The sequence below is a fragment of the Actinopolymorpha alba DSM 45243 genome (assembly GCF_000373925.1).
GTDB classification, from domain to species: Bacteria; Actinomycetota; Actinomycetes; order Propionibacteriales; family Actinopolymorphaceae; genus Actinopolymorpha; species Actinopolymorpha alba.
Map to the genome: position 1 here is coordinate 16,424 of NZ_KB892801.1, position 26,385 is coordinate 42,808.

The window sequence follows — 26,385 nt, forward strand, 5'->3', positions numbered from 1 at the left end:
CGGGCCCGCCTGTCGGCCGGCCCGTCCCACGTCACGGGCGACGGTCGGTGGGGAACTGCGGAAGCTGGTCGAGTTCCGCGTGCCAGTTCACTTCGCTGTCCGAAGTGAGTTCACGGCCGCCGGTCAGTTGGGGGACGTCGCCGAGTTTGTCGACCTGCTCGGCCAGCGCATCCAGCACTGAACGCAGCTGCACCTGTGCGACCCGGGCGAACGTCCGGACGTACTCCACCTCCGGTATCGGCGTGGCGTAGCCACGCGCCGCCCCATCGGTGCCCGCCATGGGCGGCGCCTCCCGTGCGGCGGCCTCGGCGGCGTCGGCGGCATTCTGTGCCTGCTGCAGGATCTCCCGCTGCTGGGCCCGGGCCGCGGTCATCAGGTCGCGAGCATGCTGGACGGCCTCGGCCACCAGACGGTCGGCGACCTGCTGGGCCTGGCTGAACAACGCCACCGCATGCGAATTGATCTCGGTGGGCTCCTGCGTCTGGGTCTGGGTCTGCTCGGCCCTCACGGCCCTCCGCAGCCGGTCGATCTCGGCGCGCAGAGCGCCGCGCTCTGCGTCGGCCGCCTCGATCTCGGACGCCAGGATGTCCAGGAACTCGCGGACCTCGGTTTCGTCCAGGCCACGGATCCGGTGGGAGAAGGTCGCGTTACGGACCGCACCGGGGGATCTGCGTGAGGCAGCGGGAATGCGGGAGATATCTGTCACTTCTCGTCACCTGGCCTGCTGGCTTCATCCTGTGGACGGTTGCTGTCGCCGTACGGAGAAAACTCCTCGTACTTGATGGCGCTTCGCCGGATCCCCGCGCGGGTCAGCTCGGACACCGTGTGCTCGACCATCTGCGGTGCCCCGCAGACCATCGCAGACCATCCGTGCCAGGACTGGCTGCGAGCCGCGGCAGTGCCGACCAGACCGCGTGGGCCGGGATAGGAGGTGTCGTCCGAGACGACGCCGGCGTATTGGAACCACGGCCGCTGGCTGAGCTGTGACAGGCGCTCGCGCTCGTAGAGGTTCCACGGCATCCGGGCGCCGTGGAAGAGCCGCACGTTGGGGCCGCTCCCGTGTGCCTGCCAGTCGCGGTCGATCTGTTCGAGCACCGCGCGCAGTGGCGCGAGGCCGGTCCCGCCCGCGACCATCAGGATGTCGCGGTGCTCGCCGTCCGGCCGGGTCAACCGCTCACCGACCGGGGCGCCGAGACGGACGGTCTCGCCGACCCGGCTGGAGCGGACGATCGCGCCACTGACCTGTCCGCCGTCCACCAGCTGCACGTGGAGCTCGAGCGAGCCGTCCTCGCGGGGAGCGTTGGCCGGGCTGTAGTAGCGCCACAGTCGCGGCCGCTGGGGCACCTCCATCGCGAACGACTGGCCGGGGACGAAGGGGTACGGCTGCTGGGGGCGCAGCTGCAGCACCGTCACATCCATCGTCCGGCGTTCCACGGAGACGATGTCCGCCGACCACCAGGCCGGGGTGGTAGCCGCTGCTTCCTCCGCCGCCTGCACCATCACCTTGGCGATGAGGCCGTACGCCGCCGCCCAGTCGGCGGCGAGCCCTTCCGTCCACGCCGGTCCGAGGAAGTGCCGCAGCGTCGCGAGCAACGACGCACCCACGGCGCTGTAGTGCTCCGCGATGACCGAGAACCGTCGATGATCCCGACCGAGTTGCTGGATGAACGGCACCACGTCATCCAGGTGCTCGACGTTGCTCACAACCCGGCCGAGCGCGCCGACGAGCTTGTCCCGCTGCGCCGACATGGAGATGGGGAACATCGCCCGGAGATCGGGATGGGAGAGGAACAGGTGTGAATAGAAGAACAGCGGCACCTCGTCACCGGATTTGGCGACCTGCTGCCAGCTCTCTTGTAACGCGGCCGTATCCATGACGATCAGATGACTCCGACGTTGACGACGTCTTTCTCGGTGGTGGCGAGTGCGCCGCCGACGCGTCCGATGATGTCTGGATCGACGTTCGCCTCCTCCAGGGCGGTGACCAGGTAGCTCGCCACCAACTGGAAGTCCGCGCGAGTGATCTTCAGGTCGGCGTGTGCGGTGCTCAGGTCTTTGCCGGCGTACTCCGCGGGGCCGCCCAGCACCTGCGAGATGAGCAGAACCTGATGGCGCTTGAGGCGCGGCATGTCAACCGTGGTGAAGAAAGGATCGAGCTTCGGATCGCTGCGCACGAGTTCGTAAAAGCGCTCGACCACCGCTCCCACCGCGGACGCACCGCCGATCCGGTCGTAGTCACTCGGCGTGGTCGATTCGGAAACGTGCTTGGCCATGGGGGTCCTTCGTCTCGTTCCGGCCCCCGTGATCACGCAATTGCTACCAGCGCTTTGTGGAGAGGCGCAACCTCGCGACCGGTATGCCCAGATTGGTCGGGGTGTCGCCGTAGCGCGTGATCGCGACGAATAGGGCAGGATGTCGGCGTCGCCGGTCACCCCCTGATGAGCAGGTCGGTGACGCGATAGGAATTGGCGAAGATGGTGAGCACCGGGTTGACCCCGCCGTTGGTCACGTGGATCGAGCCGTCGGCGATGCGGAGGTTGGCGTGTCCCCAGACCCGACCGTGCGGGTCGACCACGGAGGTCGCGGGGTCCGAGCCCATCCGGCAGGTCCCCGCCTGATGTTGTCCCGCGCTGGGTCCGCGCCCCACACCACCGGTCGGGGCGGTCCGGACCGCGCCACTCGCGGCGAGCCATTCGACCGCCCGCTGCTGGAGCATCCGCGCGGTCGGCCGGTCGACGTCCAGAACGCCACCTGACAGCCGCGCCACCGGGATCCCGAACTCATCCCTCACCCGCGGGTCCACGGTGACCCGTGAGTGCGGACTCGGTGTCTCCTGGAGGGGGCCCATCACGAGCGTCGTCCGCTGGTAGGACTCCCGCATCCCGTCCTTGGCCGCCGGGCCGTACGCCGGGATCAGGCCGGTCGAGGTCAGCATGGCGTACGTCGCCAGCGGCATCGGGACGAAGTCGTTGGCCAGCATCCCGCCGCCGACCATCCCATCGTTGCCGTGCCGGAAGTCGTGGGTCGCGATGGTGGGACCCGGGCCGGTGCTGTCCTGCACGACGTCCTCGAACACCCCGAGCGCGCCGGCATAGACGTGCCCCTGCAGGTGGCGTCCCACCTGGTCGTGGTTGTTGCCCAGGCCGTGCGGCTCGCGAGCGGAACCGCTGACGAGCAGGAGCCGAGCGGTCTCGATGGCGCCGGCGGCGAGGATCACCTGGTCGGCGGTGATGGTACGCCGGCGTACCGGTGTGGTTCCGGCCCCGCTCGGGCCTCGCCCGTCCGGGCCCACCCCCGCCTCGCTATTGAGGCTGGTCACCAGGGCGACTCCGCTCACCCGGCCGTCGTCGGAGGTGACCACGCGTTCGACCCGCGTTCCGGTGAGCAGGTCGCAGCGGCCGGTCGCGAGGGCGCGCGGCACGACCGTGTTGTGGCTGCCGTTCTTGGCGTCCTCGGGGCAGCCGAAGCCGACGCACTGGCCGCACCGCACGCAGGCCGGCCGCCCGTTGAAGGGGCGGGAGTTGATGAGCAGCGGGACGCGGCCCGTCGACCAGCCGAGGCTGCGTGCCCCCGCCGCGAGCCGGGCGCCGGAGAGGTTCCCCGCCACGGGCGGCAGCGGGTAGCCCCGTGCCCGCCGACCCGCGCCGGTAAGTCCGTGCGGGTCTCCGGCCACCCCGAGTTCCCATTCCGCGCGGTCGTAGTAGGGCTCCAGGTCGTCGTAGGAGATCGGCCAGTCCGCCATCGAACTCCCCGCGGGCACGCCGTACGTGCTGGCCATCACGAAGTCCGCCGGCACGAACCGCCAGGCCTGGGCGCCGTACACCCGGGTCCCGCCGCCCACGGTCATCGCGTTGTTGTTCCACCGCGGGTCGGTGGGCGCGATCGTGTGTTCACCATCGACCGCGTACACCCGTGGGTTGCCCGCGGCCGGCGGCCCCGCGACCTGGGCGTAGCCGAACAACGCGCGGTGGCTGCGCAGGTGGTCACCGCGCAGGTCGCCGGTGGAGAGCCAGTCTCCGCGTTCCACCGCAAGGACGTGGTAGCCCGCTTCCGCGAGCAGGCAGGCGGCCACGCCACCACCGGCGCCAACCCCCACCACCACGGCGTCGTAATGCGACCGGACCTCGTCGAACCCAGGTAGGTCGGGGCGCTGGTCGGCCGGGGGCGTCACCGTCGTGCCGGGCCGCAGCGGCTGGAAGCCGACCATCCGCCAGGAGACCGCGTCCCGGTTACCGCCGTTACCGGGATCGGCGTAGAACCCTTGTGTGGTAAGGGAAATCATCAACTGGACGAACTCCGCCGGCGGGGTCGACCAGGTGGCACGGGGGTCGCCCGTGCGGAGCCGGGCCAGAATCTCGTCGCACTGGTCGGCGTCGAGAGCGGCGAATCCCGCCGCGCCGTAGCCCAGCCGCGCCTCCTCGTCGAGGCCGGCAAGGCCAGCGGCGATGAGGGGTACGCGGTCAGGGAGTTCGGTCAGCAGGATCCGCTGGAGGAAGTCGCCGACGCCCGCCTCCCAACCGGAGGGACTCGTGTCGGCCGGGATCAGCCGGTCGACGAGGGTCCGCAGCGCCGGGTGCTCGACCAGGCGTTCCACGTCGTGGGCCTCGGTCATCGTGGTCGTTCCTCCTGCCGTGGGGTGTCCAGTCGTTGAACCGGCGGACAAGGTGTTTGGGTACGGCGACTAGGCTTTCAGTTTGGGTGGGGAGGTCCCCCGAACGCGATCCGACATCACAGGCGCCTGCTGTCAGGCTGCCCGCAGGTCGGCGTCGCCTCGGGGCAGTGGGATGGGGAGTGGACATGAGCGAGGGCGACCAGCTGATTGCTGGCCGTTACCGCCTGAACGATCGGCTCGGAAGTGGCGGGATGGGAGTCGTTTGGCGGGCGCATGATGAACGCCTGAACCGCGAGGTGGCGGTCAAACGCCTTCTCCTTCCGGCCTATCTCACCGGCAGCCAGGCTGAGGAAGCCAAGCTCCGGGCGATGCGCGAGAGCCGGATCGCCGCGCGCATCCAGCACCCGAACGTCATCGCGATCTTCGACGTTGTCGAGGATGATGGCCACCCCTGCCTGGTCATGGAGTATCTCCCTTCCAAGAGTTTGTCGGAGGTGCTCGCCGAGCGGGGCAGGCTTTCGCCTGAGGAAGTGGCCCACATCGGCGCGCAGGCCGCGACCGCGCTGGCGTCGGCGCACGCGGCCGGCGTGGTGCACCGCGACATCAAGCCCGGCAACGTGCTGATGGCCGACAACGGCACGGTCAAGATCGCTGACTTCGGGATCGCCCGCGCACCCGGCGACGTCACGGTGACCGCGACCGGACTCATCTCAGGTACGCCCGCCTACCTCTCGCCCGAGGTGGCGAGGGGCCAGTCGGCCACCTTCGCCTCCGACATCTTCTCGCTCGGGTCGACGCTCTACACGGCGGTCGAGGGACGGCCGCCGTTCGGGCCGAGCGACAACGCCATCGCCCTCCTGTATCGCGTCGCCTCCGGGCAGTTCGATCCGCCCCGGCAGGCGGGTCCGTTGACCCGACTGCTCCACGATCTGCTCAATCCCAGCCCCCGGTACCGGCCGTCGGCGTGGGTGGCGGGCCGGGCTCTCGCCTCGATCGCCGCCGCTCGCCTCTCCGCCGCGCGGGGGCTGTCCGCCGTACCCGCGAACTGGCAGGAAACCGTCACCCTCGCGCGCCCCGAGAAGCCCGAGACGGTGGTCGAGGCTTCGCCCACTGTGATGGCGAGCGAGCCGACGGTGGTGGCGGCGGCGCCTGCTGAAGCCGAAGTCAAAGCCGAGCCGGCTGAGGACGGGGCCGCCACCAACGAAGCCACCAACGAGGACTTGCCTGCCGTCACCACTCACGCGGAACAGGGAAGCACCGACGAACCTGCGAGCGACCCGAAACAGGGCAACGAAACAGTAGTGAGCAGGGACGCGGACCCGATCCCTGACCCGGAACGAATCCCTGACGGGGAAGGAATCCCTGACCAGGAACAGTTCGCGGATCCGGAGCAGCCGGGCCACCCGGGGCAGAGCGGCGAGCAGGAGCAGAGCGGCGATCAGGAGCAGGGGAGCCGCAAACGCCTGCTCTGGTTGACGATCGGCGTGGCGGCGGTCCTCGTCGTCGCCGGAGTCTCGCTGGCGATGGCCTTCGATCGGGTGCGCACTGACCGCAATGCCGAACCCGCCGTGTCGGGTACTCCCCGTACGTCGGCCAGCACGCACCGCACGACGACACCCTCACCAGCGCCGCCCAGCCGGCCGGCACGCACCACGCCCGCGCCGACGAGCCCGACGGCCAGCGTCCCGACGTCCGCGAATCCCACGCCGAGCAGGACGCCCTCCCCGCGTACCACCGCTCCCGCGACGTCGCGTGCCCAGGCGGTCAGCGACTACTACGCGCTCATGCCCGGGAACCTCCAGGGCGGCTGGTCCCGGCTGTCCCCGAGGTACCAGAGGCAGGCGGGTGGCTTCGCCAGTTACCGCGGTTTCTGGTCGGGGATGCGAGCGGTGGGGGCGTCCAACGTCGTGGCGAGGGGCAACCGGGTCGAGGCGACGGTGACCTACACCCGCAGGAGCGGCTCGACGGTTCGGGAGCGCCGGGTGTTCTCGCTCATCCAGCAGAACGGCCGCTGGCTCATCGACGCGTCAAGCATCCTCTGAGGCGGCCCGGTAGGCCCCGTTTCAGGTGTGTCATCGCCCCCGACCAGAGGGCAACCCCGGGTTGTCATAGGAATGTCGGCCAAGAGGCCGAGAAACCTCTGACAACTCGACCAGGCCCGGTCAGGTGAGGGCGTGGCGGATCCACACGTTTGGTTCGACGTACGCCGCATAGTCGTGGCTGGCCATGCAGTGCACGGGCACCAGGGCACCCGGCACCTCCACCAGCCCGTCGGCGTCGAACGGCAGACCCGTCCACGCCCGCCACTGGTCCAGCGAGCCGGCGACCACCATCGAGGCCGGCGCGATCGAGTCGATCACTCCACCCGCGCGGACGTGGGTACGCAGCCAGGGGTCGCCCGGCAGCCCGTCCTCGCGGGTCCGGAACGCGTACTCCCGCATGGGTGTCGCGGGCTCGAGGTGCTTCGCGGTGGGACGTACCGGCGCGATGAGTTCCTTGAAGCCACGTGCCCCGGCGTTGTCGCGAATCGCGGCGACCATGGCGCTGGAGAGGCCGCGACCTTGGTAGTCGGCCCGGATCGTGATGTCGATGGCGCTCACGATGTCGGGCTGGATGTCTCGGCGTTGGTCGGAGAACGCCCACATCAGCACCTGATCCCAGCCGGTCGGCGGCAGGGCACCCCGGCCTGGTGCCGCCAGCGCGAAGGGCACGCTGTGGCCGCGGGCCACGACCTCGGCGTTCTCGTCGGTGGCCACCAGCGTGAAGTCCGGGAAAGTGGCGGCGAGCCGGCCGAAGTGTGCCCAGCCCACCGGGTCGTTCAGGATGAACTCCGGCCAGGTGTCGGGCATCCGGGCCATCGGGTCGGAGAGTTCCGGGCGCTCGGTGAGGGTCGTAATGTGCACCGGCGGAGTGTATCCAGGGGCGGTGCGGCGACGCCCGCCATTAATCAGGCGCTGCAACCAGGCGCTGTCCGGCGGGCGCTATGCGGGGGAGCGGGACTCGACGAGCGTCTGGATGCCGTCAAGGATGCGTTGCAGTCCGAACTCGAACGCCTGGGTGGGGTCGTGCACCGAGCCGTACGCCGCTCCCACCGCCTGGCCGACCCTCGACGCTGCCGGATACCTGCTGGCGTCGCTCATCCTGGCGAGGATCGGGGCGTGTGCTGACCACCACTGCTCGTCGGTCAGGTCGGTGAGCCGGGCGGTCTGACCGACTTCCACGGCAAGGCGTGCGGTGGCTTCGACGTGTCCGGCGACGAGGGTGAGGACCGCGTCCATCTCGAGGTCGGTGAGCCCGATGCCGTCGACGGTCCGGAGTTCGTGGTCGTACTTCGCGATCGCGTTCGGACCCAGCACCGGACGAGCCGTCCCGACCTGTAGCAGCCAGGGGTGCCGTTGCAGGAGCGACCAGTTCTGCCGGGCAACCCGCTCGAGCCGATCGCGCCAGCCGCCGCCCGTTCCGGTGTCGTGAGTGTCCTGGGTCTCGCCGGTGCTCGCGGCGTCGCTCGCCGGCTCGGCGTACACCGTGTCGACCATGACGTCGATGAGCTCGGCCTTGCCGGGAACGTAGGTGTACAGCGACATCGTTCCGACGCCGAGCCGCTCGGCGACCCGTCGCATCGACAGCGCGCCCAGCCCGTCGCTGTCGGCGAGGTCGATCGCGGCCCGCACGATCCGGTCGACGTTCAGCTCGGGTTTGCCCTTGCGGCTCGACCGCTCCCGGGTCCGCCACAGCAGGGCCAGGCTGCGGGCCGGGTCTCCGGCGCTGGTGTGCTCGATCGTCATCTGCGTGGGCCCCCCGAGTTTGGCGGCGTACCGTACCCTGTACCGTACGCCGTACGATAGCAAGCCGTCTACCGCCCTCCGGAGGCCACCCCGCATGCAGTCCGCAGCACCGAATCCCTCGCCGCCGCGCTGGCTCAAACCCATGAACAAACTGTTCATCGCCCTGCAGCGGGGCGGCTTCAGCCTCGGCGGGATGCGGCTCCTGACCGTGGTGGGGCGGCGCAGCGGGAAGCCGCGTACGACCCCGATCACGCTGATGACGCTGGAGGGGGGGAGGTACGTCGTGGGCGGGTTCCCGGGCGCCGACTGGGTCAAGAACGCCCGCGCCGCCGGCGTCGGCACACTCTCCAGCGGTCGCCGCAAGGAGCACGTGCGGCTCGTGGAGCTACCGGTCGAGGAGGCGCGGCCGGTGCTGTCCGCGTTCTCGCGCGAGGTCCCCAGCGGCGTCTCGATGATGAGAGACGCGGGCTTGGTGGACAAGGGCACGCCGGAGGAGTTCGAGGCGCTCGCCGGCCGCTGCGCGGTGTTCCGGATCGACTCGGCCGGGTGAGTGTCATCGAGCTGCGGAGCGAGGAGTTGCTGGGCTGCGCGGTGGTGTTCGAACCCTCGGATCCACCGCGCGCTGGAACGGTGATCTTCCAGGAGTCGGACGGCGGTGTCGTACGCCTCCCGGTCGGCGACGCGGTGCCCACGCTGCTGCGGGCTACCCGGGATCGGTGGGCGCCGACCGCCCACCCGACCGTGGCGTTCTGGGGTGCGGCCACGGTCGTCGCGCTGCGGTTGGTGGCCGGTGGCCGCATGCTGCCCGCGGTCTCTGTCTACGGGTTCGACGCCTGGCGGGTCGGACCGCTGGAGCCGGCCGACAGTGCTCGGATCCGGGAGCTGGCCGCGACGGTGTCGACCACGCCGGAACTCCTGCACGCCTTCCTTGACGCGGTGGCGGACAGCCTGGCGCGCACGCCGGCCTCGGAATGGGCGGCTGGTGGCCCGGCCTTCGCCGCCGTCGAGCCGCAGCGGGTTCCTGAGATGCGAGGGTGGGCGGCCGAGCTCGCGGCCGGCCCGACCATGCCTGTCGACGAGCCGGCCGGGTTCCGGGTCTCGCTGCGCGTGGACATGACGGAGCCCTCAGGCGCACACGGTGGGCAGGCGGAGGAGGTGGCCTTCCGGGCCGTCGTACAACTGCACAGCCTGGCCGATCCGGCGCGCGTCATCGAGGCTGGCGCACTGTGGTCGGCGGAGGGCGGTGTTCCCGTGGACTTCGGGGCGCGGGCTCGGATCGACACGGTGCTCGCGGTCCGGAGGATCGCGGGAGTGTGGGCGCCGCTGGGGCGGCTGCTGGAGGAGGCCGTTCCGGCGCAGGTCGCGCTCGCCGACGAGGAGGTCGCCGAACTCCTCGGTGATGCGGGCGCCCGTCTGGCCGCGATGGGCGTCGAGGTGCACTGGCCGAAGTCCCTGGGACGGGAGCTGACCGCGACCGCCGTCGTCGGCACCGCGGACGCCGGCACCGCGATCGCCGGCCGTCAGCCCGATCCCACCGGCGTTCCCACGTTCTTCGGCGGCGACCAGCTGCTGAGGTTCGACTGGCAGGTGGCGTTGCGGGGCGAGCCGCTCACCGAGGCGGAGCTGGAGCTGCTCGCCGAAACCCACCGCCCGGTCGTACGCCTTCGCGACCAGTGGATGCTGGTCGACCCGGGACTTCGCCGCAAGGCCCGGGAGCGGGTGTTGAAACCGCTGACCGCGATCGACGCGCTCGCCGCCACCCTCGCGGGCACGGCAGAGGTCGAGGGCGAACGCGTCCAGGTCGCGGCGACGGGCTGGCTCGAGGCGTTGCGGGCACGGATCGCCGATCCCGACAGGGAGGGTGCGGCCGTCGAGCCGGTCCAAGCACCCGCGGGCCTGGCCGCCACCCTGCGCGACTACCAGCTGCGGGGCCTTCGGTGGTTGGTCCGCATGACCTCGCTGGGGCTGGGCTGCTGTCTCGCCGACGACATGGGCCTCGGCAAGACGATCACGCTCATCGCGCTCCATCTGCATCGGCAGGGCGAGCCCGGTCCCACGCTGGTCGTCTGCCCGGCATCCCTGCTCGGTAACTGGGAGCGGGAGATCACGCGGTTCGCGCCGGGAACGCCGGTACGCAGGTTTCACGGGGCTGACCGGTCGCTCGCGGGGGCCGAGGAGGGCTTCGTTCTCACGACGTACGGCACGATGCGACTCGACGCCGACCGGCTCGGCGCCCATCAGTGGGGGCTGATCGTCGCCGACGAGGCGCAGCACGTGAAGAACCCCACGTCAGACACCGCCAAGGCGCTGCGCCGGGTGAGCGACAGCCTGGGCCCCGCGGGCGCCCGGATCGCGCTCACCGGCACACCCGTGGAGAACTCCCTCTCCGAACTCTGGGCGATCCTCGACTGGACCACCCCCGGCCTGCTCGGTCCGCTGGGCGCCTTCCGGGCCCGCTGGTCCGGAGCTGGCGACGCCGGCCCTGACTCACCGCCTGGCGAGCTGGACCGCCTGTCCCGGTTGGTTCGTCCGTTCCTGCTGCGCCGCCGTAAGTCCGACCCGGGCATCGCACCGGAGCTGCCACCCAAGACCGAGACCGACCAGCTGGTCGCGCTGACGCGGGAGCAGGCGGCGTTGTACGAAGCCTGCGTACGCGAGACGATGGCGCGGATCCAGGCCTCCACCGGGATGGAGCGGCGCGGCCTCATCCTGGCGTTGCTCACGTCGTTGAAGCAGATCTGCAACCACCCGGCGCAGTACCTCAAGGAGGATCCGCCAGGCCGCCTTGACGCCCGGTCGGGGAAGCTCGAGTTGCTCGACGAACTCCTCGACACGATCCTCGCGGAGGACGGCGCGGTGCTGGTCTTCACGCAGTACGTCGCCATGGCGCGGCTCCTCCACCAGCACCTGGACAAGCGGGGCGTCCCCGCGCAGCTGCTCCACGGCGGCACGCCCGTCCGGCAGCGGGACGAGATGGTGCGTCGGTTCCAGGCGAGCCCGGACGGTGCGCCCGTCTTCCTGCTCTCCCTGAAGGCCGCCGGCACCGGACTCAACCTCACCCGTGCCGACCACGTCATCCATTACGACCGCTGGTGGAATCCCGCGGTCGAGGCGCAGGCCACGGACCGGGCCTACCGCATCGGCCAGACCCGGCCCGTGCAGGTTCACCGGTTGATCGCCGAGGGCACGGTCGAGGACCGGATCGCCGCGATGCTCCAGGCCAAGCGCGCACTCGCGGAGGCGGTGTTGAGCGTGGGCGAGGCGGCGCTGACCGAGCTGTCAGACACCGAACTCGCCGACCTGATCGAACTCCAGGCCGGCACTAACGCCAGCGATGCGAGCCGTGGGGGTACGAAGCGATGAGTGACGACGACCGGGTGCGGGGATTCCCCGCCTTCGTACCCCAACGAGGCCGGCGCAGGTCGACCCGCGGCCAGTCGTGGTGGGCCCGGGCCTGGGTGAGCGCGATGGAGGAGACCTCGCTCGACGGGGAGCAGTTACGGCGGGGACGCAGGTACGCCTCCCTCGGACACGTTGGCACGATCACGGTCAGCCCTGGCCGGATCGCCGCGCCCGTACACGACGGCAACCAGCATCTGCCGTACGACACCGTCGTCTATGTGACGGAGCTGACCGACGCCGAGTGGGAGCGGTTCCTCGACGAGGTGGCGCGGAAGGCCGGGCACCTCGCGGCGCTTCTCGACAAGGACATGCCGCATGACCTGGTGCACGCGGCCGCCGATGCGGGCGTTCGCCTGTTGCCCAGTGTCGGCGACCTCGAACCCGAGTGCAGCTGCCCCGACTGGGAGCTTCCGTGCAAGCATGCCGCCGCCTTGTCGTACCAAGGGTCGTGGCTCCTGGACGAGGACCCGTTCGTGCTGCTCCTGATGCGCGGGCGGGGGGAGCGGGAGTTTCTGGATGAGCTGGCGCGGCGCAATGCGTCGGCGCCGGGCATTGATCCGGAAGGGCTGGCGTGGCTGGTCAAGGATGCGGCCGCGCGGGCCGGTGCACTCCTCGCCGCGGCCGACCCGGGCGAGCTGACGTATCCGCGTGACCGTTGGCGGGACGGCGTACGCCTGGCGGCGACCCACCAGGACCCTCGGCTTTCCGCCCGGCTGGAGGAGGCGAGCGGGCGACCGTCCTCCGAATGGGCCCGCGCCATCCGTGCCTGGGAGCAGGCGGGTCAGGCCGGACTCGAAGCCCTTGAGCATGTCGAGCGCGAATAGAGGTTTGTGCGAGGCGCCCCGGCCATGATCATGAAGGATTTTCGTCGCTATTTGACCAGAATCCTTCATGATTCTTGGACTCGCGGCCACATGTCTCATCATCCAGACGACCCGCGGTTCGAGGCGCGCTACGGCGGCCATTTGTCTCACGTACGGATAAGCAACACGCCGTCGATGTAGCGAAGGATGTCCTCGGCTGTTCCCTCTCGTAGGACGATCTCGTAGACCCGCGCTCGCTGCTGGCGATCAGACAGGTCGAATTCGTGGTCTGGTGCCGACCAATTCAGGTGTAGTGGGAGCCGAACCCGTGCGAACGCCGCCGCCAACGACAATCGCGGGAGCTTAAGCGGGACGGGGATCAAGCGGCCCTCGCGCGACCGGATCACGTTTCAAACGATGGGTGGGCGTCCCAGCAGGGTCATCCGCCAGACGGTCCGCCAGCGCATCGGCCGGCGCGGCCCGCAGCCTTTCCGCCACCCCTCCACGAATCCGCCGAACCACGCGCGCAGGCCGGCCAGCGGCGGGCGGCGTACGACCGTGATGAGGATCCAGATGCCGAGGTAGATCGGGATCAGCACCGCCGGGAGGTGGCGGCGGGCCAGCCAGACCCGGTTGCGGGCGTTCATGCGGTAGTAGAGCGCGTGCCGGGCGGGGGAGGTCCGCGGATGCTGGAGCAGGATGTCGGGGCGGTAGTCGATCCGCCAGCCGTCGTCCAGGGCCCGCCAGGCGAGGTCGGTCTCCTCGTGCGCCCAGAAGAACTCCTCGGGCCACCCGCCATTGCGGTCGAGCACCGACATGCGGACGGCGTTACCGCCGCCGAGGAAGGTGGTCACCTCCGACGCCCGGAGCGGATCGCGGGCGCGCAGGCGGGGAATGTGCCGGCGCTGGGTCGTACCCGTCTCGTCGGCGATACGGAAACTGATGATGCCGAGCGTCGGGTCGCAGGCGAACGCCGAGCGGACCTTGTTGACCGTACGCGGGTCGGGCAGGAGCCCGTCGTCGTCGAGAAACATCACCACGTCGACGTCACCATGCTCGCGAAGCCTCGCCAGGGCGGCGTTGCGGCCACCCGGCAGGCCGAGGTTGCGGGGGAGTTCGATGGCTTCGACGCCCGCCGGAAGGCCGTGAAGCTGTGTGCCGTTGCCGACGACCACGATCCGCGCCGGGGCGCTCACCTGCGCGCCGACCGAGTCGAGGGCGGCCGCGAGTTCGGCCGGCCGATCGCCCAGCGTCACGAGCACCACCGCGAGTCTGAGTTCGGAGGCCGGCGCGGGACGGGACGCCGTCCTGACTGGGCTGTACGTCACTATGACCCCCTCCGGCGCGTGGCGACACGGTGATACGGCGATGAAATACCCCGCAACGGATCGTAACGAACCGAGGTGGGGGATACGGTCTCAACCCGACTGCCCCTGGCTCAGGCGGTCGATGATCGCCGCCGTCACGCTCGCGGTGCCGTGGCGTGGCTGGCCCGCGGCGGTGAGTTCGATGGCGCCGTCGGCGAACGCGGACCGGACCGCCGAGCGGATCTGGTCGGCGACCTTTGCCAGGCCCAGATGGTCGAGCATCAGCGCTCCGGCGAGGATCTGCGAGGTCGGGTTGGCGAGGTTGCGGCCGGCGATGGTGGGCGCGCTTCCGTGGATGGGTTCGAAGTACGCGTGCCGGTCGCCGATGTTCGCGGCAGGACACATCCCGAGCCCTCCGACGGTGGCCGCGCCCAGGTCGCTGAGGATGTCACCCAGAAAGTTCTCGGTGACGAGTACGTCGAAGTGCGACGGATCCATCACCAGGTCGTGCGCGGCCGCGTCGGCGTAGCGGAAGTCCGGCTCGATGTTCGGGAACTCCTCGGCCACCTCGACGAAGATCTCCCGGAAGAAGGCGAAGCTTCGCAGGACGTTGCTCTTGTCGACACAGGTGACCCGTCGTTGCCCGTCGGCGGGTGCGCCACCGCGCACCTCGGCCAGCCCGAACGCGTACCTCACCACCCGCTCGACGCCCGGCCTGGTCATGAACAACTGGTCGCACATGGCGTGCTGGTTTCCGATCCCGAGCCCGCGGGAGAGATACAGCCCTTCGGTGTTCTCGCGGACGATCACGTAGTCGATGTCGCCGTCCCGGTAGGTCGTCGGCGTTCGTACGCCGGGCAGCAGCGTGATCGGGCGGACGTTCGCGTAGGTGTCGAGGCCGTTCCGGAGTACGCCGCCCAGCACGCCCGCCTCGGTCCCGTCGGGTCGGCGTACGTCCGGCAGACCCACCGGCCCCTTGAGGATGGCGTCGTAGGTGTCCCGCAGCGCGGTGAGGGTTTCCTCGGCGAGGTTGGTGCCGGTACGCCGATAGGTCTGCGCACCGCCATCCTCGTAGCCGAAGGTGAGCTCGACCGTCGTGCCGCGCACCGCTCCGGCCAGCACCTCCCGGGCGCTCTCCACGAGTTCGGGGCCGATCCCGTCGCCGGGGATGAGCGCGATCCGGTAGGTGCGTGCGGTGGCGGGCCGTGTCGTGCGTACGTCGTTCACCCGGACCATAATTCCGTGCCAGGCTCACCCAGGCGGGCACATTTCTTCGGTGACATGGTTGTGCCGAGTTTCACCGGCCATGCTGAGGGAGTGACCGCGGAGGTGCGCAGCGATGGGTAGCTCCACACCCCCGCTGGGAGAGTACTTCCCTCCTCGTGATAATCCGAATCACCGGAACTTCGACCTCTTTTCGGCAACGGATTTGGTGTGCCAAATCGGCAGTGTTTCGTGCATAATCCCTGGCCATGTCGATCTCTCGCATCAACCCTGCGGACCTGCACGCAACCCCGGGCTATCACCACGTCACGGTCGTGGAAGCTGGCCGGTTGGCCTTCCTTGCCGGTCAGTGTCCGCTTGACCGATCTGGCACGGTAGTGGGCGTCGGCGATATCGACGCACAGGTCGACCAGGTAGCGGCCAATTTGACCGCACTTGGCGCGGTCGGTGCGGGTCCTGACCAGGTGGTGCGATCCGTGATTTACGTCGCGAGCAACGACCGAGCGGTTCTCGCCGCCGTATGGCGCCGTTTCAATGAGTCGGCGTTAGCCGCGGCCTTTACGACCGCGAGCACGTTGCTTGGCGTCGCACAGTTGGGATTTCTGGACCAGCTCGTGGAACTGGACCTCACCGCGGCGGTGGCTGGCTGGCGCGGAGATCAGTGATCCGTTGGTTGATCTCCGCGGGTGTTGGTACGCGAGGCAAGGCTGGCTTGACGTGCTGTTGCTGAGTGGTGCCAATCTTGACCTGTGAAGCCGCGCCACCGCGGAATGCCTGGTCGGTGGCGGCGGAGAAGTCGTCGGTGCCGATCCGGAACCACGCCGTCCTGTCGTTCTTGCTGACGTACTGTCCGACCCGGCAGACATATGCCGCCTGTTTTGTGCCTCGTTTGAGGCGGACGGAGCCGAGCGTCCAGGAATTGCCGGTGTCCCGGCTCGCCACCGCCGCCACAGGGGGGAATTCCGGATGCCAGGGGTCGACGACCGTGATGTCATCCAGCAGGACGCCAGAATTGTCGTACCACAGTGACACCCCGAACGGCCGGCATTCCTTGATGTGAGTCCCGGTGACGGTGACGCCGCGAGTCAGGTAGAGCTGGACCCCGCCAGCGGTGGTGTTCCTGTCGCCCGGGCGACCCAGGGCGTCAATTCCGCTTCCCATCCGGGCGATGCTGCCGCCGATGATGTGGCCGGTGGAGCGTTCGACGGTGTTGTCCCTCCTGCCCGCGCCCACGATCCTGATCCCCGACCCCTTCGATCCGTCATCCACCTCCCCGTCGATGTCGAGGTGGGCGGCAAGAATGTCGAGCGGTGCGTATGTATCGACGCCCTGAGGATCAGGAGAGGGAACCGCGGCGAAACCATGGTAGCTGTTGGTGATGCGGGTGCCGAGGGCATGAATCCTCGCGCCACCATGGGTGTCGATCGCTTCCCAGGGAACCGAGTCGATTTCCCCGCCCCATACCCAGCAGTTGTCGCAGCGCGGATCCTCGGTGAGGTTGGTAAGGCGCCAGCGGTTGAAGGCGATGCCGTACGACTGCATGAATCCGTTCTTGGGAATTCCGGTGAGCCGGCGAACGGTCGGATTCCAGTGGTGTACGTCAGCGCAGGAGAAATGGTCGAGGCCGGCGTACTGCACGTCTTCGACCACGACGTCAAGCGTCACGAGATGACGCGCCCACCGGGCGTAGAGCCCGCCATAACCCCAGTCCCGGAAGGTGACGTCGTGTAGGAAGAGGTTTTCGAACCAACGCTCCGGTGTCCCGGTGACGTGAAGGGCGCGTCCGTTGGGTTCGTACGTCGTACCCTGGGGACCGCGGAACGTCAGGCCGGCGACAACTGTCCCGCTGGCACCGCCCTCGAGGCGGATACCAGTCGTGTCAGATGCGGTCTGGACGAGTTCAGCTCCGTAGCCGAGATGGCGGAGCGGCTTGTTGAGGGTGATGGGTGCGGTGAGTTTGAACGCACGATCGGGGGTATACCAGATCTCGTCTCCGGCTGCGGCCTTGTCGAAGACGCCGGCCAGCGTTTCCGTATCGTCGTCGACACCATTTCCGGCCGCGCCCTCGGCGACAACATCCCATCGTCGGGCCCGCGGTCGGGCCTTTCCCGGATCGACCATGAAACCCTCCTGTGCCGAACTGCGTACGAGGGTTTCTACTGTGCCAGATTGATCGTCCGAGCGCTGGTTGGCCTTGCCCCGCGTCTCACCGTAGCGAGGGATCGGTCGTGCTGGAAGCGCCTTGTAAATAAGGCGGTTTCGCGGTCGTCGCCGGTTGCGAGTATGATCGTGATCAGCTAAACTCGAACGTATGAGCGACGGCGATGGTGTGCGGACCTCTCCGCTCCCGCCCGGGTTTGCTGAGATGCTTCCCGGTCCGGGGTTGGCGGTGGCGTTCGCTGCTGTCGACCAGTCGGCGTGTAACGGGTTCGAGTTGGGGGAGCTGGTTCGTGCCGCGCGGAAGCTCGCTTGCTGGGCTGAGTACCTGAGTCTTGGTGCTGTGAATGCGTTGGCGCACTGCCCGCCCTGCTTCAAAGACGATGAGGCGGAACGGTCATCTCAGCCAGAGCCGCGTGCGGCTGAGCTGCTGGCGCCGCTGTTGGGGTGGACCAACTACCGCGCCGACCAGTTCATGCTCATCGCCCTCGCCCTGACGGACCTGCCCAACACTCGTGGGGCGTTGGAACGCGGTGAACTCGAATACGCTGAGGTTCGCACGATCGTCGACCGGCTCAGCCTTCTCTCTCCGGCTGACCGCGCTTTGGTGGATGCGGCGATCTTCCCCGAGGTGTTGAAACTACGGGGCGGGCTGCTACGGCTCTACATCGAAGCCGAAACCATCAAGATCAACCCCGAAGCGGCGAAAGAACGCCACAAGAGGGCCCGCGGAGACCGTGGTGTGGCCGTCTACCCCGACGTGGACAACGTCTCTACCCTCCGCCTCCATGGCATCTCCCACGACCAAGCCGCCCAAGCCTGGGCCTACATCGATGCGATCGCCCGCACCGAGAAGGCACGCGGGGACGAACGCACCCTCCCCCAACTACGCGCCGACATCGCCGTCTCCATCCTCTCCGGCGAAGCCGACGTGATCATCTGCGACGGACCGCCTGAAGCTGACGGAGAGGAGAACCCTTCCGGCGAGGACTGCGAATGCGAGAAGGGTGACGGGAAGAAGGGTGACGGGAAGAACGGCGACGACGCCGGCCCGTGTCAAGGTCCCTTTGACGACCTGCTCGACGAGCAGGACCAGGCCAACAATCCTGCGGAAGCTGAGCAGGATGGGTGCCCGCACACTGGGTGCGACCACGAGCACCACCTCGAGGGTTGCCCGTGTGAGGACTGCAAACCCGCCACTTACACCCACCCCCTCGACCAGCCCCGACGTCAGGCCCGCAATGACGGCGCGACCGGCGAGGGCGCCGCGGCCCTGAGAGGCCGCGAACCCGGAAGCGGTCGGGGTGAGGACGGTGATCGGGAACCGATCCCCGAGCAGGAGATCCCTCTTGCGTTCCGGTCCTGGAGAGCTGCGGTCAAGGCGAAGCTTCAGCTGAATGTGCCGATCACGACACTGTTCGAGCTGGCGGAGCGGCCCGCGGAGCTTGGCGGGTTCGGGCCGGTGCTCACCGAAGTAGCGCGGCGGTTGATCGCGAACCATCTGGATAATCCGGATGCGATGTTCGCGATCGGTGTCACCCATCCGGTGACGGGGCAGTTGTTGAGTCTGCATCCGATGGCGCAACGTTTCTTACGCGGTCTTCCAGCGGAGTTCGTGCAGTCGTTGAACCAGCGCTGCACCTGGATGCTCTGTAGGCGCCCAGCGATCTCCTGCGACCTCGACCACACCAAACCGTACGCTCAAGGCGGCGAAACCTCGGTCGAAAACGTGGCACCACTGTGCCGTCGCCACCACCGCGTGAAAACTGAAGGCGACTGGAAAGTCGAGCAAACCAGCCCAGGACACCTCACCTACACCGATCCGCACAGCCGGCAGTACCAGGTGACCCCACTCCGCCTCACCGATTCCGTAGAACCCGACGATCCCGATCCCCCACCGTTCTAACCAGCACGGGAAAGCGGGACAAGCAAACAAGCCGGCAGGCTCGAAAACCCTTACAAAGAAGGGCTATCGAGCCTGCCGGCATGCCTGAGACGGGGTGGGGCTACGACGAGGTGGGATGGCGGAGGCTGGTGGCGTGGTGGGCGAGTCCTTCGGCGCAGGCCTTGATGAAGTCCCCGAGCACCCGGCGGTAAAGCCATCCCGTGCCCGGCACCTTCGCGTCGAACGTCGAATGCCAGTGGATCGAGCAGCCGCCATTGCTGGGCTCGAGGTCGACGTTCGCCCGATAGTCGCGGAGAGGCAGGCCGGACATCAATGCGTAGCCGTAGCGTCGCCCGGGGATGAGTTCGACAACCTGCTCGTAGCTGGCGATTTTCTGGCCACGCCATCTACTACGGAAGACCCGGACCGAGCCCAGACCAGAGGGATCGCCGGCCTCGGAAAGCTCGAACGACTCGAACGGCGACCACTCCGGCCAGGTCGTACCGTCCACCAGGAGCGCATACACGGCATCCGGGTCGGCGTTCGCCTGCACGTTCACGTCGATGCGGTGGCGGCCCACAGCGTCCTCCTCGTATGAACCAAGTGGTACACGTACCATACGGTACGCACTATGGAAGGAACAGCGGGCGTGGCGGGGGCAGAAGCGGCCGAGACAAACGTGGCCGAAACAGAGCTGGCCGAAACAGAGCTGGCCGAGACAAAGCTGGGTGAGACAGAGCTGGACGGGACAAACGTGGCCGAGCGCGAGCCGGCGAGCGCGAAGGACCGGCTGCTGCGGGCAGCGGTCGAGCAGGTAGCCGTGCAGGGGGTGAGCGGTCTCAGCCTCAGGCAGCTGGCCGCCGCTCTCGGGACCAGCCACCGGATGCTCATCTACCACTTCGGCTCCAAGGAGGGCCTCCTCGTCGAGCTCCTCCGCGTGGTCGAACGCCAGCAGCGCGACGCGCTCGCCGACCTCCGGCGTGACCTGGATGCCGCCAGTACCCCCGGAACGACGGATGCCCGCGAGGCGGCGGTCGAGATCGCCCGGAGGTTCTGGCGCCGGCTGGCCGACCCCGCGCTCTGGCCGTACGAACGCCTCTTCTTCGAGGTCTATGGCCAGGCCCTGCGGGAGGGTTCCCCGATGGCGTCCCTGCTCGAGGGCATCGTCGACTCCTGGCTCGATCCCCTCACGGAGCTGACCCGCCGGCTCGGCGTTCCTTCGCCAGTGGCCCGCGATCACGCTCGGCTCGGCCTCGCGGTCACCCGAGGGCTCCTCCTCGACCTGCTGGCCACCGGTGACCGCGCCGGCGCCGACCGTGCGATGGAGGCCTTCATCGCGACCAGCCGCGTACTGCCGACCTGACCGTCTCCGCATCACCCACCCGGGGTGATGCGGAGGCTGGCGAAGCGGTCCGACTCTTGAGCCGTACGCCGCTACGGCCGATGGGAGCCTGGCCGCGGTGGACGGCGCTGGCTGCGGTGGACGGCAGTGGCGCGGAGAGCGCACGCTGGCGGGGTTGAGGGGGCTGGCTGCGGTGGGCCGGTGGAAGGCGCTCATAGTCCTGGGCACTGCGCAGTTCCTGATGGTGCTTGACACCTCGGTGATGAACGTCTCGGTCAGCCAGCTGGTCAAGGAGTTCGATACCGAGGTCACCGCCATCCAGGCGGTCATCACGCTCTACACGCTGGTGATGGCGGCGTTCATGATCGCCGGCGGCAAGGCCGGCGATCTGTGGGGCCGGCGGCGGATGTTCACCGTCGGTCTGATCGTGTACGGCGTGGGGTCCGCGATCACAGCGACGGCACCGGTCCTCGGCTTGCTCGCCCTCGGATGGTCGGTCATCGAGGGGTTCGGGGCTGCCCTGGTGCTGCCCGCGCTCGCCGCGCTCGTCGGCGGCAACTACGCGGGACGGGAACGAGCGGTCGCGTACGGCGTGATCGGCGGGCTCGCCGGCGCGGGTATCGCGGTCGGTCCGCTCCTCGGCGGCTGGGTGACGACGTACCTCACCTGGCGGCTCGTCTTCGCCGGCGAGGTCGTTCTCGTCGTCGTACTCCTCCTGCTCGTGGGTTGGATCCGGGAGGCGCCACGACCGGAGAGCCGGCCGCAGTTCGACGGGGTGGGTGCCGCGCTCTCCGCGCTGGGCCTCGCGATGGTCGTACTGGGAGTGCTGCAGAGCAGCAGTTGGGGCTGGCTCAAGCCACGGAACTCACCCGTCACGATCTTCGGTTTCTCGCTCACGCCGTTCGTCATCGCCGCCGGGCTGGTGACGCTCGGGTTGTTCCGGATGTGGGAACGACGCCGCGAGGAGCGGCGGCAGACGCCGTTGATCAGGTTCGAGCTGTTCGGCATCGCGCCGCTGCGGTCGGGCCTGTGGGTGCTGCTCGCCCAGAACCTCATCCTGCTCGGCATCTTCTTCACGATCCCGCTGTACCTGCAGATCGTGCAGGGCTTCGACGCGTTCCAGACCGGGCTCCGGCTGCTGCCGGCCTCGATCACGATGCTGGTGGCGGCGATGAGTGGACCGCTGCTCGGGCGGATCGCGAGCCCGCGCCGGGTGGTTCGAGTGGGCCTGCTCGTGCTGCTCGTCGCGACGCTGTGGCTGCTCGCGACGATCCAGCCGAAGATCGACAACACATCGTTCGCGCTGGCGATGGGCCTGCTCGGCATCGGCATGGGGCTGCTCGCCTCACAGCTGGGGAACGTCGTCCAGTCCAGCGTCGGTGAGTCGGCCCGCAGCGAGGTGGGCGGGCTGCAGTACACCGCCCAGAACCTCGGCTCCTCGCTCGGCACCGCCCTGATCGGTTCGATCCTGATCGGTGCCCTGACCGCCGCCGTCACCCACGAGCTCAGCGTGAGCAGGCAGCTGTCCGCGACGGTGAAGCAACAGCTAGGGATCGCGCTGGAAGCCGGTGTGAACTTCGTCTCGACCGGGCAGGTCCGCGCCTCACTGGAGCACGCCGGTGTACCACCCGACCAGGTGAACGTGGTCGTCAACAGTTATGCCCAGGCACAGCTGGTGGGTTTGAAGATCGCGCTGCTCACGGCCGCGGCGATCGCGCTGGCCAGCCTCTGGCTGACCGCCGGACTGCCGGGCACGAAACAGGCCGGCGGGGAACGGATGTCCCCGCCGGCCCAAGATCCGGCAACAGCCGGTCAGCCCCCGCTCTTGCGACGGAACGAACGCTTGCTCCGAGCGGGTCCGAAGCCGTCCTGAACCTTCGAGGAGGTCAGGTTGGCGTCGGCCTCCCGGCGGTCGTGGTGTTGGCGCCGCTTGCGATCCAGGCTCTCGCGGAACTTGCGGCGTACGTCTTCCTCTGATTCTTCTGAGCCCGCTGCGTCCGGGCTGGAAGGCTCCTCGCCCGAGGCCGCCTCCGCGGGCGATTCTGCGGGCGATGCTTCGTCGTGCGTCTGATCTTGGCCAAGCATGGTTCCAGCCTGGCATGCTTCACCGCTCCACGCGAGACCATTTCGTCCTGAGTTTCAGTATCGAGCCTCAGGTTCGTACGCCAGTTCGGTCTCGTCCGGGCTGACGCAGGACGGCGAACGCCACGACGAGGGCCGCGACGAGGAGGCCCGCGCCCACGCCGAACGCGAGCCGGTAGCCGCCGGTCAGGGCCTCGGCCTGGCTGCCACCGACCGCGAGCAGGTCGTCACTGTGGGCCGCCGCCAACGTCAACAGCACCGCGACCCCCAACGCACCACCGATCTGCTGGGTGGTCGAGAACAGCCCGGAGGCAAGACCGGCATCGTCGTTCCGCGCTCCTGACATGCCGAGCGCGGTCAGTGCCGGGAGAGCGAGGCCGAAGCCGCCACCGAGCAACATCACCGGAAGCAGATCGGTGACGTAGTCCGCGTGGACAGGGATGCGAGCGAGCAGGCCGAGCAGCCCGACCAGGAGGAGGAGCCCCGTCAACAGGACCTTGCGCTCGCCGAAGCGTGCGTTCAGGCGGGCGGAAACGCCCAGCGACACCACGCCGATGACGACTGCCGCCGGGAGCATCGCCAGACCGGTCCGGGCGGCGCCGTACCCCAGCACCTTCTGCAGGTAGAGCGCAAGGACGAACTGGAACGAGAACAGCGCGGCCACCATGAGGATCTGGACCAGGTTGGCCCCCGAGACGCTGCGCGACCGGAAGATCCGTAGTGGCATGAGCGGCGTCCGGGCGGTGGCCTGGCGGATGACGAACCCGGCGAGCAGGGCGGCGGCGAGGGCGCCCAGGCCGAGCGTGGACGCCGAGGTCCAGCCGTACTCCTCGACCCTGACCACGGTGAAGATCCCGAGCATCAGTCCGGCGGTGACGAGCAGCGCGCCGATGACGTCGGCGCCGGCCGCGAGTCCCAGCCCTCGATCGGCGGGCAGTACCCGCGCGGCGACCACGAAGGTCACCAGCCCGATCGGCAGGTTGATGAGGAAGATCCAGTGCCAGCTGAGTACGTCGGTGAGTACGCCGCCGAGCACCGAACCGATCGATGCACCGGCCGCGCCGGTGAAGCTGAACACCGCGATCGCCTTCGCCCGCTCGCGCGGCTCGGTGAACAGCGTGACGAGGATGCCCAGGCTGACGGCGGAGGCCATCGCACTGCCCACGCCCTGGAGGAACCGCGCCGCGATCAGGGTCGCGGGCGAGGTGGCCAGGCCCGCCAGGAGCGAGGCCGCGGTGAACACCGCGGTCCCGGCCAGGAACATCCGCTGGCGGCTGACCAGGTCGCCGAGGCGGCCGGCCAGCAGGAGCAGGCTGCCGAACGCGATCAGGTACGCGTTGACGACCCAGCTCAGGCTGGCCGGGGAGAAGTCGAGGTCCTGCTGGATGGCCGGCATAGCCACGGTCACGACGCTGCCGTCGAGGACGGTCATGAGCATGCCGGTGGCAAGCACGCTGAGGGCGAGCCAGCGGGATCGGGAAACGGTGGCCGATCGGGCGTCAGACGGAACTGGCGAGGGAGCCTCAGTTGGCGGCGGGGCCGGAGATGGTGGCGGGGCCGGAGATGGCGAGGCGGCCGGAGACGGAGCGGACATGCGATCTCTCCTGTCAGTCGAAACGACAGGAGGGACCGTAGCAGATAGTTCTGTTAGAGACTATCTACCTCGGGTCTAACTCGGATCGGAACCGGGTTCGACCGCGCGTCCTACCTCTGGTGCTGGCGAGCCCGCCTCGCTGTCTGGCCCTGGTCGACCCGGGCCAGCTGCCCGGTCGCGAGGTGGTTCAGGATGCGCAGGAAGACCTCGCGGTCCGCTTCGGGGAGTGCCGCCAGGGCCTCCCTGTGGACGCGGTCGACGATCTCCTGGCTCTTCCTCGCGACCCGGGTGCCCTCTTCGGTGACCGCGATGATCCGGGCGCGCCGGTCCTGGCTGGAGGGGCGGCGTTCGGCGAGTCCGGCCTTCTCCAGGGCGTCCACCGTCACGACCATGGTGGTCTTGTCCATGTCGCCGATCTCGGCGAGCTGGATCTGGGTGCGTTCCTCCTCCAGCGCGTGGACAAGGACGCAGTGCATGCGCGCGGTGAGGCCGATCTCGGCGAGCGCGGCTGCCATCTGGGTACGCAGGACGTGGCTGGTGTGGTCGAGGAGGTACGACAGGTCCGGCTCGGTGCGGGTGGGTGCCATGGCGGTCATGCGTACCAGCGTAGCGATTGGATCCGTGACAGATAATCCAGAAGAAGACCGGCATTCCGCTCGATCGGGACCGCATCGGAAACCCCTGCCGGTCCAGCCATAGATTGTCGGCGAACGTGAGATTGTCGGCATATGTGCGCCAGCCGGGACGGCTGGTTCGACCGAGGAGGAGGCGGGGCGCGATGCCGGCGACGGTGGCGACGTCCGATCTGGACGTGGATGTGGTCGTGATCGGTGCCGGACCGGCCGGCGAGACGGCGGCGGGGCGTTGTGCGGACGCCGGGCTCGCGGTGGCGATCGTCGAGCGGGAGTTGGTCGGCGGCGAGTGTTCGTACTGGGGTTGTATCCCGAGCAAGACACTGATCCGGCCGGGCGACATCGTGGCGGCCGCGCGCCGGGCCCCGGGCGCCGCCGAGGCGGTGACCGGGAACGTCGACGCCGCCGCGGCGTTCGCCCAGCGCGACTACATGACCAACAACTGGAACGACGCGGGACAACTCGGCTGGCTTGACGACAAGGGGATCGTGTTCGTACGCGGTACCGCCCGGCTGGCCGGCGAGCGTGTCGTGGAGGTCGAAACCGCCGAGGGTGGCAAGCAGAGGTTGACGGCGCGCCGGGCGGTGGTCCTCGCCACTGGTACGACACCGCTGATGCCCCCGATCGACGGCCTCGCCGACGTGCGTCCATGGAACAACCGCACCATCACCGCCGCCAAGCAGGTGCCGCGCCGGCTGCTCGTCCTCGGCGGAGGAGCCGTGGGTACGGAGATGACGCAGGCCTGCCGCCGCCTGGGCAGCGAGGAGGTGACCATCGTCGACGGCGCGCCGCGGTTGCTGTCCCGTGAGGAGCCGTTCGTCGGCGAGGAGGTGCGGGCCGCCTTTGAGGCAGAGGGAATTCGCGTCCACACCGGCGTACGCGCGAATGCGGTGCGGCGCGAGGGTGACGGCCCGGTGGTCGCCACGCTGTCAGACGGTCGGCAGCTCACGGCGGACGAGATCCTGGTCGCGGTCGGACGCCGGCCGGCCACGACGCGGGTGGGGCTGGAGACCGTGGGGCTCACGCCGGGGGAGCACGTCCAGGTCGATGCCCGGATGCGCGCCACTGGCGTGCCCGGCGACTGGCTCTACGCGATCGGCGACTGCAACGGGCGGGCGCTGCTCACGCACATGGGCAAGTATCACGGCCGGGTGGTCGGCGACGTTATTGCTGGACGTGACGTCGGCGCCGGCGCGACCGACGTGGTGCCGCGCGTGACGTTCACCGATCCGCAGGTGTGTGCGGTCGGGATGACCGAGGCGGACGCGGTTGCCGCGGGGCTGCAGATCCGTTGTGTGACGTACGGAACGGGCAACGTGGCTGGTGCGTACGTGCAGGGGAACGGCATCACGGGCACGAGCAAGCTCGTCGTGGACACGCAACGCCGGGTTGTCATCGGTGCGACGTTCACCGGGCCTGGCATCCAGGAACTCCTGCACTCGGCCACGGTGGCGATCGTGGGACGCGTCGACCTTGCCGACCTCTGGCATGCGGTCCCGTCGTTTCCCACGGTGAGCGAGGTGTGGCTGCGCCTCCTGGAGGCGTACGGCCTGTGACAGC

Annotated in this window: 22 protein-coding genes; 9 read left to right on the forward strand and 13 right to left on the reverse strand. The window is 69.0% G+C overall.

The genetic code is table 11. From position 1 onward, the window contains the following. Positions 1-31: 31 nt before the first annotated feature. The 4 genes from B141_RS0132680 to B141_RS0132695 form a co-directional block, all read right to left on the reverse strand. A complete protein-coding gene (locus B141_RS0132680; protein WP_020579399.1) occupies positions 32-706 on the reverse strand; it encodes a DivIVA domain-containing protein in 675 nt (224 codons plus the stop codon). Continuing rightward, on the reverse strand, positions 703-1,875 hold the full coding sequence (locus B141_RS0132685) for a globin domain-containing protein (RefSeq protein WP_020579400.1): 1,173 nt from the start codon (positions 1,873-1,875) through the stop codon (positions 703-705). The genes B141_RS0132680 and B141_RS0132685 overlap by 4 nt, the downstream gene beginning before the upstream one ends. A 5-nt stretch (positions 1,876-1,880) precedes the next feature. Then, positions 1,881-2,273 (reverse strand): group I truncated hemoglobin, encoded by a 393-nt coding sequence (locus tag B141_RS0132690; RefSeq protein WP_020579401.1) that lies wholly within the window; start codon positions 2,271-2,273, stop codon positions 1,881-1,883. Positions 2,274-2,428: 155 nt separating this feature from the next. Further along, a complete protein-coding gene (locus B141_RS0132695; protein ID WP_020579402.1) occupies positions 2,429-4,612 on the reverse strand; it encodes a GMC family oxidoreductase in 2,184 nt (727 codons plus the stop codon). A gap of 185 nt (positions 4,613-4,797) precedes the next feature. On the opposite strand from B141_RS0132695, the gene B141_RS51005 reads away from it, so the two are divergent. Further along, positions 4,798-6,654 (forward strand): serine/threonine-protein kinase, encoded by a 1,857-nt coding sequence (locus B141_RS51005; protein ID WP_020579403.1) that lies wholly within the window; start codon positions 4,798-4,800, stop codon positions 6,652-6,654. Between the two features lie 120 nt (positions 6,655-6,774). Here the strand turns inward: B141_RS51005 and B141_RS0132705 are convergent, their stop codons facing one another. Next, positions 6,775-7,515, reverse strand: a complete 741-nt coding sequence (locus B141_RS0132705; RefSeq protein ID WP_020579404.1) for a GNAT family N-acetyltransferase — start codon at positions 7,513-7,515, stop codon at positions 6,775-6,777. A 78-nt stretch (positions 7,516-7,593) separates the two neighbouring features. Continuing rightward, complete coding sequence (locus tag B141_RS0132710) at positions 7,594-8,397, reverse strand: TetR/AcrR family transcriptional regulator (protein ID WP_026257772.1); 804 nt, start codon at positions 8,395-8,397, stop codon at positions 7,594-7,596. 142 nt (positions 8,398-8,539) lie between these two features. On the opposite strand from B141_RS0132710, the gene B141_RS0132715 reads away from it, so the two are divergent. The 3 genes from B141_RS0132715 to B141_RS44075 are packed head-to-tail and all read left to right on the forward strand — an operon-like array spanning position 8,540 to position 12,623. Continuing rightward, entirely contained in the window at positions 8,540-8,947 is a 408-nt protein-coding gene (locus B141_RS0132715) for a nitroreductase family deazaflavin-dependent oxidoreductase (RefSeq protein ID WP_020579406.1), read from the forward strand. After that, entirely contained in the window at positions 8,944-11,760 is a 2,817-nt protein-coding gene (locus tag B141_RS0132720; RefSeq protein ID WP_020579407.1) for a DEAD/DEAH box helicase, read from the forward strand. The genes B141_RS0132715 and B141_RS0132720 overlap by 4 nt, the downstream gene beginning before the upstream one ends. Further along, complete coding sequence (locus B141_RS44075) at positions 11,757-12,623, forward strand: SWIM zinc finger family protein (protein WP_020579408.1); 867 nt, start codon at positions 11,757-11,759, stop codon at positions 12,621-12,623. The genes B141_RS0132720 and B141_RS44075 overlap by 4 nt, the downstream gene beginning before the upstream one ends. 389 nt (positions 12,624-13,012) lie before the next feature. Here B141_RS44075 and B141_RS0132735 read toward each other — a convergent pair whose 3' ends face one another. Next, complete coding sequence (locus B141_RS0132735) at positions 13,013-13,930, reverse strand: glycosyltransferase family 2 protein (RefSeq protein ID WP_020579410.1); 918 nt, start codon at positions 13,928-13,930, stop codon at positions 13,013-13,015. 90 nt (positions 13,931-14,020) lie between these two features. Then, on the reverse strand, positions 14,021-15,145 hold the full coding sequence (locus B141_RS0132740) for an isocitrate/isopropylmalate dehydrogenase family protein (protein ID WP_020579411.1): 1,125 nt from the start codon (positions 15,143-15,145) through the stop codon (positions 14,021-14,023). A 236-nt stretch (positions 15,146-15,381) separates the two neighbouring features. Between B141_RS0132740 and B141_RS0132745 the strand changes: the two genes are divergently transcribed. Further along, positions 15,382-15,798 carry a RidA family protein gene (locus tag B141_RS0132745; RefSeq protein ID WP_020579412.1) on the forward strand — a complete coding sequence of 139 codons (417 nt, stop codon included), beginning with the start codon at positions 15,382-15,384 and terminating at the stop codon, positions 15,796-15,798. On the opposite strand, the gene B141_RS0132750 is transcribed toward B141_RS0132745, so the two are convergent. Beyond that, the gene (locus tag B141_RS0132750; RefSeq protein WP_020579413.1) at positions 15,761-17,254 is read right to left on the reverse strand and encodes a right-handed parallel beta-helix repeat-containing protein; all 1,494 of its coding nucleotides are present in this window, start codon (positions 17,252-17,254) and stop codon (positions 15,761-15,763) included. The two genes, B141_RS0132745 and B141_RS0132750, sit on opposite strands and share 38 nt — an antisense overlap. A gap of 190 nt (positions 17,255-17,444) precedes the next feature. Between B141_RS0132750 and B141_RS0132755 the strand changes: the two genes are divergently transcribed. Then, the gene (locus tag B141_RS0132755) at positions 17,445-19,196 is read left to right on the forward strand and encodes an HNH endonuclease (RefSeq protein WP_020579414.1); all 1,752 of its coding nucleotides are present in this window, start codon (positions 17,445-17,447) and stop codon (positions 19,194-19,196) included. Positions 19,197-19,296: 100 nt separating this feature from the next. Here B141_RS0132755 and B141_RS0132760 read toward each other — a convergent pair whose 3' ends face one another. After that, on the reverse strand, positions 19,297-19,755 hold the full coding sequence (locus B141_RS0132760; protein WP_020579415.1) for an SRPBCC family protein: 459 nt from the start codon (positions 19,753-19,755) through the stop codon (positions 19,297-19,299). A 51-nt stretch (positions 19,756-19,806) separates the two neighbouring features. Between B141_RS0132760 and B141_RS0132765 the strand changes: the two genes are divergently transcribed. After that, positions 19,807-20,538, forward strand: a complete 732-nt coding sequence (locus tag B141_RS0132765) for a TetR/AcrR family transcriptional regulator (protein WP_157181472.1) — start codon at positions 19,807-19,809, stop codon at positions 20,536-20,538. Positions 20,539-20,635: 97 nt separating this feature from the next. Beyond that, the gene (locus tag B141_RS44085; protein WP_202805999.1) at positions 20,636-22,390 is read left to right on the forward strand and encodes an MFS transporter; all 1,755 of its coding nucleotides are present in this window, start codon (positions 20,636-20,638) and stop codon (positions 22,388-22,390) included. Here the strand turns inward: B141_RS44085 and B141_RS53050 are convergent. From B141_RS53050 to B141_RS0132780, 3 genes are all read right to left on the reverse strand, one after another. Further along, on the reverse strand, positions 22,330-22,602 hold the full coding sequence (locus B141_RS53050) for a DUF5302 domain-containing protein (RefSeq protein ID WP_084678673.1): 273 nt from the start codon (positions 22,600-22,602) through the stop codon (positions 22,330-22,332). The two genes, B141_RS44085 and B141_RS53050, sit on opposite strands and share 61 nt — an antisense overlap. Positions 22,603-22,669: 67 nt before the next feature. Continuing rightward, positions 22,670-24,052, reverse strand: a complete 1,383-nt coding sequence (locus B141_RS0132775) for an MFS transporter (protein ID WP_020579418.1) — start codon at positions 24,050-24,052, stop codon at positions 22,670-22,672. A 251-nt stretch (positions 24,053-24,303) separates the two neighbouring features. After that, positions 24,304-24,789 (reverse strand): MarR family winged helix-turn-helix transcriptional regulator, encoded by a 486-nt coding sequence (locus B141_RS0132780; protein WP_020579419.1) that lies wholly within the window; start codon positions 24,787-24,789, stop codon positions 24,304-24,306. Between the two features lie 182 nt (positions 24,790-24,971). Between B141_RS0132780 and B141_RS0132785 the strand changes: the two genes are divergently transcribed. Further along, positions 24,972-26,381 (forward strand): dihydrolipoyl dehydrogenase family protein, encoded by a 1,410-nt coding sequence (locus tag B141_RS0132785; RefSeq protein WP_020579420.1) that lies wholly within the window; start codon positions 24,972-24,974, stop codon positions 26,379-26,381. The last annotated feature ends 4 nt before the right edge of the window (positions 26,382-26,385 follow it).

Bases quoted from the DNA above. Each gene is read 5' to 3' on its own strand.
- B141_RS0132785 (WP_020579420.1), top strand. From the start codon at position 24,972: ATGCCGGCGACGGTGGCGACGTCCGATCTGGACGTGGATGTGGTCGTG.
- B141_RS53050 (WP_084678673.1), bottom strand. From the start codon at position 22,602: ATGCTTGGCCAAGATCAGACGCACGACGAAGCATCGCCCGCAGAATCG.
- B141_RS0132710 (WP_026257772.1), bottom strand. From the start codon at position 8,397: ATGACGATCGAGCACACCAGCGCCGGAGACCCGGCCCGCAGCCTGGCC.
- B141_RS0132765 (WP_157181472.1), top strand. From the start codon at position 19,807: ATGGAAGGAACAGCGGGCGTGGCGGGGGCAGAAGCGGCCGAGACAAAC.
- B141_RS0132695 (WP_020579402.1), bottom strand. From the start codon at position 4,612: ATGACCGAGGCCCACGACGTGGAACGCCTGGTCGAGCACCCGGCGCTG.
- B141_RS0132690 (WP_020579401.1), bottom strand. From the start codon at position 2,273: ATGGCCAAGCACGTTTCCGAATCGACCACGCCGAGTGACTACGACCGG.
- B141_RS51005 (WP_020579403.1), top strand. From the start codon at position 4,798: ATGAGCGAGGGCGACCAGCTGATTGCTGGCCGTTACCGCCTGAACGAT.
- B141_RS0132685 (WP_020579400.1), bottom strand. From the start codon at position 1,875: ATGGATACGGCCGCGTTACAAGAGAGCTGGCAGCAGGTCGCCAAATCC.
- B141_RS0132755 (WP_020579414.1), top strand. From the start codon at position 17,445: ATGAGCGACGGCGATGGTGTGCGGACCTCTCCGCTCCCGCCCGGGTTT.
- B141_RS0132740 (WP_020579411.1), bottom strand. From the start codon at position 15,145: ATGGTCCGGGTGAACGACGTACGCACGACACGGCCCGCCACCGCACGC.
- B141_RS44075 (WP_020579408.1), top strand. From the start codon at position 11,757: ATGAGTGACGACGACCGGGTGCGGGGATTCCCCGCCTTCGTACCCCAA.
- B141_RS0132750 (WP_020579413.1), bottom strand. From the start codon at position 17,254: ATGGTCGATCCGGGAAAGGCCCGACCGCGGGCCCGACGATGGGATGTT.
- B141_RS0132745 (WP_020579412.1), top strand. From the start codon at position 15,382: ATGTCGATCTCTCGCATCAACCCTGCGGACCTGCACGCAACCCCGGGC.
- B141_RS0132715 (WP_020579406.1), top strand. From the start codon at position 8,540: ATGAACAAACTGTTCATCGCCCTGCAGCGGGGCGGCTTCAGCCTCGGC.
- B141_RS0132780 (WP_020579419.1), bottom strand. From the start codon at position 24,789: ATGACCGCCATGGCACCCACCCGCACCGAGCCGGACCTGTCGTACCTC.